Here is a 7,400-nt window from a genome sequence, read left to right as displayed (position 1 = left end):
ACATAGCGGTAGTTCATGTTGCGAATGCGCGTCTTGGCTGCCGCAAACTCCCGGATGAAATCTTCCATGAGCGCGATTTCCTTGCGACCACCCTCCTTCGTATAGCGGGCGGCGGGGAGGTCTAGCAATTGGACTGCAATCCGGAAGGCGAAACTCGCCTGGTTGTGGCGCGACCCGTTTCGGGTGTGGAGAAAATAGCGCTCACGCAGCCGGTTTGAACGGCCAACGTACAGGGGCTCGTCACCTTCGCTGAACAGGTAGACGCCGCTGACGGGAATCTTTGTTGGCGGCGGTGTACCGGCGTGCGGCTTCATCGCCATCAGCTTCTCGTACAAGGTGTGAAGGCCACCAACCTTCTCCAGAAACCGTGGATGCATCGACCGCCCCTCCGTAAATCCCGCGCTTACTTCGGGTGTCTGCAAATCATGCTCTCTTGGGTGCCATATCTCGACTCTATTGTCAGCGTCCCGACGTGGAAGCACTCATCCAAACCCGCATTCCTAGCAATCCCCAGCCTGACGATGAAACCGGTTCCGGATGAAAGGCAGCTTTAGGAACTGATGACACCGGCCTAAACGACTGTATTGAAGGCGCTAAGCAGTCGGTTCAGCTCGCAAGCGGCCACATAGCATTTCGGCACCCTTTTTGACGGCGATCGACAGGCCGTGCGAGCGTGAACGGGCCGCCAAGTCCTCGTTCATCTCGGCTCCCGGCTTACAAGCGCCACCTTTCTCGCGCCAAAGGTTTTCATTCCCGGGCGACGCGCATCCTCGGCATCGACACCGATGTCGGCGTGATGGAAGCCTCGCTCCGCCGCCTCTTCGAGCGTCGACAGAACGCCAAGCGGGCCGAGATCGAAGGCATGGTTGTTGGAGAGCGCTAGGGCGTTGAACCCGATGTCCTTCAGCGCATCCAGCACCACGGGTGCCGAACAACCAAAGTAGGAACCCTTCATCGGTCATCCACCATGCTGGCCGAACACCGTGGTCTCGAAATTCGTGAAAGCAATATCGGCTTCCTAAACGAAACGTGGAAGATATAGTCTTCCTATTCCTATTCCTATTCCTATTCCTATTCCTATCCCTATCCCTATCCCTTGGCCGCCGCTACAATGACTCAAGAAGTAAATTCCGTGATCATTGTGCCTGAGGATCCACAAACGGACACGATTAGTGTTCCGGTGCTAAAGATATTCGATGGTGACGGGTTTCTAACTCGGGTCAAGGTTTCCGAGGTCACAGGAAACCCAAGGGATCAAGCCGAGATTGAGATAACCGCTAGATTCGGGTTCATCGATGCTCCGGAAATTGAACAGCCCGGGGGCCAAGAGGCCAAGGATTTCCTCACCGCCTTGATCGGCGGCAAGTGGGTCGAACTTGCCATCTTGATGAAGATGAATACCGGGCGGTCAGTAGACACGTACGGCCGTGTCGTCTGCGTTCCCTATCTGACGCTGGATTACGCCGCCGGCGAGTTCAGAACACCGTCGTCATGCCCTCATGTCATGACAACGTTTGGGGCGCCCTTCCGCGTGACGAGAAACATCGAGCTAGAGATGGTCGTCAATGGCTGGGCATGGGTTCTGGAGCGATACGGACCCGATCAGCGTTACCTCGATGCCTTGGAGGACGCCAAACGCGCAAAGCGGGGCATATGGGCCTTCAAGGACAACATCCATCCTTGGGAATTCAAGAAACAGAAATATCGCAGCAAGGCGCCAAAGCATTCATGCCCGACAGAAAGCTGTCGCGGCCACCTCGTTAGAAAGAGGGGCAGGTTCGGCGAATTTCTGGGCTGCTCCGAATATCCTCGGTGCAGGTATTCTTGTTCGGTGGCCGGCTGACCGTCCGCCCGCGGCAACCACCCTCAACATAGGGTATTTACCCGGAAGATATGCCAAGGACGATGAGGGCCAGGAAAAACCCAAAAAGCAACGAGTAGAGCACAAAATGGCTTTTCGCGATCCGGATAACGATGACCTCGCGCTCCAGTAGTTTTCCAAGCGGCTGCTCTTCAAGGACCGCCTCTCGATAGGTCTCAATGAAGGGAACCCTTGACGAGCGAAGCCTTTCGCTCTTCTCGTCTAACCTTCTCCTCGGATCCATCGTCGCCCCCTACAATCGACCCCTCGATTTATCTCTGCGTAGTGGAAGGATCATCGACTACATGTCGCCCGTCTGGAAGAAGTGGCGAACCTTGGTCATGAACTGCTTGAAGTCTTTGTTCTCCGTTGCGAGGCGGCTGCACATAGGCCATTCGATATCTGGCTTCTCGCGCGCCGGAACAAGGATTTCGCTCTCGATAGGATTTTCCTCATCGAGGCGGATCAGGCCGATGCCGTGCATCGCATACAGAATTCGCAATTCCTTGAGAGTTTCGGAACCTTCGAAATTGGCGGCAACAAGGTAGCCGTAGTTGGCCCACGAGGAATTCGACACGGCCTGAAAATAGGTCTCGCGGGCATTCGAACGGTTGATGAGAAGCTTTACCTCAAACGACCAGAGTCGGATTTGCCTGTCGCGGCTCTCCCGGATTGCTGTCACAACCTCGGGGTGAAGGCCGTCCGACAGGTTTTCCATCCCCACCACGTCAGGAAACAACCACTTGTTGCCGCCACTCCCGTACGTGTTGGAAGATTTCTTCTCATCGATGCGATGGCCTTGAACACCGTGCTCCGCTTCCAAAAATTCTATCAGCAGCGGATACAGATCATGTTCACTTCGCCGCAGAACCTTCTTTTGGGTTTCGCCGGCGGCAGCGGGAACAGCACCTTCCGGCGCGGTCGCGAACTCAAGGACAGGCTCCTTGCCGCTCTCGACATCAGCCACTTCCTGTTCCTCGGTCTTGTCGGACCAATAGAAGAGGCGCGGTCGCACGCCTTCCGTGCTGCGCAATTGCGGAAGCTGCTTTTGCCAGATGGGACGGTTAGCCCCGATCTCGGCGACAAGCTGATAAAGAAGCTGATCATGGGTCTGGATTGCTACGCTGCGCTTTATCTTCGCTGCCACCGCCTCGGGATATGTTTCTGCGATCCATATCGCTATGTCCCTGGCTTTGAATCTCTTCCCTGGGTTCGCTGACAAAAGTTCAACAACCCTGTTCTTCAATTCTAATGCCATGAATGACAGCCCCGAGTTACGCCGCCAGCAGACGCCGCATCTCCTCCTCGAAATCGAAGCAAAGCTGCTTTGCTTCGTCTTCGGGCAGCCACAGCACCATCTGCGGCACGATCTTGCGGTACAGCCGCACGCTGTCGGGGTCCCACGGCAACGTGTCAGCCGCCCGCGCCTCGGCGATCAGCCTGTGCAGCCGCGCGCGCACACGGTCGGGGTCGCCGTGGTAATACACGGTCTGCGCGTCCTCGTCGAAAAGCTCGGGCTGGGCTGCGCCGAAAAGGTCGAGCTGATTCCTGGCCATTGTCCTGCCGATACGATTCTCTGGTTGCACTATGCCCCAGCTAAACGGGCCAAGCGATGGCCGGAAACCTGCTTATCCCCGGTTTCCTGACGCTACACTGTCAGTTATTTCTGGCACCCAACACCACGTTCAGGTGATCGGCCTTGATGAGCTCGGCCTTCAGGATGCTTGCCAGCAGGTCGGCCTGCGTCGACTCTAGCGCGATCACCCGCCCCAGCACATTGAGGAGGTCGATCAGGTCGCTGGTGTATTCGGCCAGCCAATGGTCGGGCTGTATCCTGTCGAGTGGCGATGGCGGCCGCTTGTCGCCGATCTGTGGCCGCGTGCGGTCAAGCCGGCGGTAGCTGAACCAGTGCCATACCACCTGTTTGCCTGAGACTTCATAGGCCCACATTTCCGGCGAGACGTTGTCAAGGAACCCGTTGCCGACATGCAGCCGACGCTTGGCCGGATCGTATTCCATGGTGTCGGGCAGCGGCTCCGGCGGACCGGGAATGCTGCCACCCTCCGGAATGAACGGCCGGGCACCCTCGGCCATGCGCGGCGGCGCCTTCGGCCGTCCGGCTGCCGGATCGGCGAAACGCTCGCCGTAGGTGTGAAGCCAGATGACTTCACGGCCGAGCGCGACGGCTTCCGAAAACAGTGCCAGGTCTGCAGTCAACGGCACGCGCAAGCCAGGCTGTACGAGGTCGTTCTGGAACCGCGCGGTAAAGGCCGGATGCGCCATAACCGCCGCCAGATAGGCCAAGACATCCTCGGCCGAGACCGCATGGCCGTAAACGTCGGCTAGCACGCCAGCCAGTTGCGTCGGGACGTTCGGAACCTTCGCCGCCGCATCTCGCCACAGCGGATATACCCGGCCGCCGAATGAGCCTTTGTAGTGATCGTGATCTGGAATCAGCCCTGTGAAGGTGATCGCTGGTCCGGATTTTGGAGACGATGCTTCCAAGGCAGTCAGGTAGACGTCGCGCGCGGAGTAGCAGTTCCACAATGTCGGCCGAGCCATGCTCAAAAGGCGATGATCTGGCACGATCCACTGGCGATCGAAGGATCGAAATCCGTATCGACAGGGGGAAACGATCGATTCTTCGTCTTTGATAACTGCGCTGGCTCTCACTCCGTGATCGCCCAATCCGACAGACACAACCTTGTCCAGGTATCGATCCCGGTCGGGGTGAAACAGCCGTTCCTTCTTCTCGATGTTTGTCTCGCGGCGTAATGCGTCCCAACGCCGAGACAAAGACTCGGGGTCGGGAGCGATAACCCACGTCCGATGTGTTTTTATGCCGGGACTCGACCAGTCGAAAAACCTATCTAACGGCGGGAACGTTACCCACTCGTCACTCGCTGCCGGAAAGAACGGCGCGCGCCAGTCGGCAGGACAATCCTGCCAGTCTGACGCGTCGAGCGTCAGGGTCTCCAGCGCGGTGAACTTGTCCCCGCGCGGCCCCTTGGGTAGCGCGCGGAATCTCACCCTGGCCGGCGTGTTCCGATCCTTGCTGAGCGGCTTCGCCGCCAACACGATGCAGACGGGCTGCTGCACGCCTTGGAAGATGCGAGTCCGGACTTCCGGCTGGTGTCCGTCCGGCGAGCAGTCGATCACCCATATGTCGGAACAGGTGCGCCGGAGATCGTCGCGCATCTTCTGAAATCCATCCCCACCAAGGAAGCCGGCGACGGTGATGAAGCAGATGATGCCCTCCTCGTCCCGGTCGGGGGTTCCGGTCGCTGCACGGTTGCCGGTGCCGAACACCTTCCACGTTGCCCAGCGCCAGAAATAGACATAGAGGTTCTTCAAGTGATGGGTGTAGGCGCCAAGCTTCCATTCCGGCGGCGGCGCCCACCAGTCCATCGGCGCGGGGCGACCGGTCGCGCCTTGCTCCACCCAGGCGCCCATGCCACTTGCCTGATTCTTGTAGGGCGGATTGCCGAGCACGACGGTGATGTCGCGCTGCTGCTTGATCCGGTTTGCTTCCCGCCGCGATTGCGCGATAGGGCCACTCTGCACCAGTGTGTCCTGCTCGATATATGGGTTGCCGAGCGTGTCGGTGATGAAAAGCTGCAAGTCGGGTAGTTTCGGCGGGGTCTTGGCATCCGGCTTCGTCAGAGCCTGCAACTCGGCGATCAGGCGAAGCTGAGCGACGGCGAAGGGGCCGAACTGGAGCTCGAACCCGATCAGTCGACTCATCGCCGCCTCGACCGCGCCGCGCACCGCGCCCTTGCCCTGGTCGGCCTCGACCGTGGCGGCAATCTTGCGTATGACCCCAAGCAGGAAGGTGCCTGTGCCCATCGCCGGATCGGCAAGCGTCACGTCGGTCGATGCCAGGCCCGCCGGGCGCGAGAACAGCGGCCCGCGCAAGGTTTCGTCCACCAACCGCGTCATCGCTGCCACCACCTCCGGCGGCGTGTAGTAGGAGCCGGTCAGCTTCCTGAGATCGTTGTCGTAGACTTCGAGAAAATCCTCGTAGAAATAGAGCCAGGCTTCCGGCTTGTCCTTGCTGATGGTGTGCCAGTTCACCTCGTTCAGCACGCGGGTCAGCGTGGCGAGCGACGTCTCCAACGCCTTCTGGTTTTCGGGGTCGTCAGTAAGAAGGCCGAGGGCGGTGCCGATCAGCGAATTGGAGCCGCGCAACTGATAGGCTGCCTGGTGGATGCCGCCGGAGAGCGAAATGTCGATGGCGCGAGCGACGAGCAGGCCGAACGTCACGGCCTGCGCATAGCCATCAGCGAAACGGTAGTCGTTGGCTTCCGGAAACAGCAGCCTGCGCCAATCTCTGGCGAGATCCGTCAGCCCCTGGCTCTTGCGCTCCAGTTGTTCAATCACCTCATCGCGCAAAAGGCGGCACAGTCGCGCCGAAATCTGCGCGAGCTGCTTGGCGTTGGCGGGCGGTATGGGTTTCCAGGTCAGGAAGTTGACGATCAGAGGCAGCAGCCCGTCGGGGGCGGCGAGCTTCGCCCCATCGCTTTCGATATTGCCTTCGAGCGCGACGACCTTGCCGACGATCTCACCGTCCTGCCACAGGCTGAAGGACTGGCCATCGGTATAGAGGAGATTGGGCAGCGATTTCAGTTTGCCCCATTGTTCTTTGTCGTGCGGATCGGTGAAGCGGCGCGGATCGGCACCCTTGCCCGGTGCCTTTAGTTCGATGAATCCGACCAGCACCTTGTTGGCCGTGACCGCGAAATCTGGCCGGGTCTTGATGTCGGCAAGACGGGTCTCGCCGACCAGGTGGACAGCGCCGGCTGCGAAACCTTCGACCTCCGCAAGCGACTTGACCAGCACCTCAAGAGGCCCGCGAAGCTGCTCCTCGGGCTGCCCGCCGATTGCCGGATTCGAAAGCTTCGGTTTCAGCGATGCGCCATAGGCCGACACCGCACCTGCAACTGTCCCTGCGGCCAATATTCCCCTCCGCGCCGTCTCACCCCTAGGGTGAATCAGGCCAAACTGCCACTTTCTGTTGAACCTATTCAAAGAGCTCTAGATTTGCAGGCATTTTTTCAGTCAATTCCGAACAATGTTGCCCGCCCCCACGAACCGACGATAAAGGCGGTCGTCTCTTGGACTCATTTCAGCAGCGCTCGCAGGAGTGCCTTCACACCGACCTCCACCAAGGCCCGGACGCGCCCGCCCAACGCTGCCTGGATCGCATCCGAAGACGAGATGCTTTGCAGGAAGCCTCCACCAGAAAAAACGGTGCCCGAATCTCCTCCCATTCAGGTTCTATCGAGGACGGACGCCCTCCGCTATTTTTTCCCGTCGTCGACAATGACTGCAATCAAGAAGCAGCAGAGCCTACGTCCACGGGGACATGATGAAAGTCCGAGTGCGGTCGGTAAAGTGTCGCTTGTCGGCGAGTGCGGGCCAACGGCAATGCCGCGGAGATCACCCGAGCTCGTGGATCATAACGTCGGGAATGACCGACTTCGCAATCTCGCATAGGTGCTGGTGATGGGTGAGATAGATCACCTGGCCTACGCTGGCC

6 protein-coding genes and 1 pseudogene are annotated in these 7,400 nt (G+C 59.2%); 1 reads left to right on the top strand and 6 read right to left on the bottom strand.

Annotation, left to right across the window (positions count from 1 at the left end; genetic code table 11):
• A partial coding sequence (locus EOA32_RS30470; RefSeq protein ID WP_145971394.1) for a hypothetical protein occupies positions 1-320 on the bottom strand: 320 nt, incomplete at its 3' end.
• Positions 321-706: 386 nt separating this feature from the next.
• Positions 707-1,015: pseudogene (locus tag EOA32_RS30465) on the bottom strand (CapA family protein); the annotation flags it as partial.
• A 117-nt stretch (positions 1,016-1,132) separates the two neighbouring features.
• On the opposite strand from EOA32_RS30465, the gene EOA32_RS40220 reads away from it, so the two are divergent.
• Positions 1,133-1,843, top strand: a complete 711-nt coding sequence (locus tag EOA32_RS40220) for a topoisomerase DNA-binding C4 zinc finger domain-containing protein (RefSeq protein WP_189407496.1) — start codon at positions 1,133-1,135, stop codon at positions 1,841-1,843.
• A gap of 37 nt (positions 1,844-1,880) precedes the next feature.
• Here the strand turns inward: EOA32_RS40220 and EOA32_RS30455 are convergent, their stop codons facing one another.
• The 4 genes from EOA32_RS30455 to EOA32_RS30440 form a co-directional block, all read right to left on the bottom strand.
• The gene (locus EOA32_RS30455) at positions 1,881-2,105 is read right to left on the bottom strand and encodes a hypothetical protein (RefSeq protein ID WP_128373688.1); all 225 of its coding nucleotides are present in this window, start codon (positions 2,103-2,105) and stop codon (positions 1,881-1,883) included.
• Positions 2,106-2,162: 57 nt separating this feature from the next.
• The gene (locus tag EOA32_RS30450; RefSeq protein ID WP_128373687.1) at positions 2,163-3,119 is read right to left on the bottom strand and encodes an HrgA protein; all 957 of its coding nucleotides are present in this window, start codon (positions 3,117-3,119) and stop codon (positions 2,163-2,165) included.
• A 16-nt stretch (positions 3,120-3,135) separates the two neighbouring features.
• Positions 3,136-3,417, bottom strand: coding sequence for a hypothetical protein (locus EOA32_RS30445; RefSeq protein ID WP_128373686.1), 282 nt, complete (start codon positions 3,415-3,417; stop codon positions 3,136-3,138).
• Between the two features lie 100 nt (positions 3,418-3,517).
• Positions 3,518-6,817, bottom strand: a complete 3,300-nt coding sequence (locus EOA32_RS30440; protein WP_245499435.1) for a type ISP restriction/modification enzyme — start codon at positions 6,815-6,817, stop codon at positions 3,518-3,520.
• Positions 6,818-7,400: the final 583 nt, after the last annotated feature.

This window comes from Mesorhizobium sp. M1A.F.Ca.ET.072.01.1.1, from assembly GCF_004023325.1.
In the GTDB taxonomy this organism is placed as follows: Bacteria; Pseudomonadota; Alphaproteobacteria; order Rhizobiales; family Rhizobiaceae; genus Mesorhizobium.
Note: the sequence above shows the minus strand (reverse complement) of the source record. Positions and strands in the feature narration are given on the sequence as shown.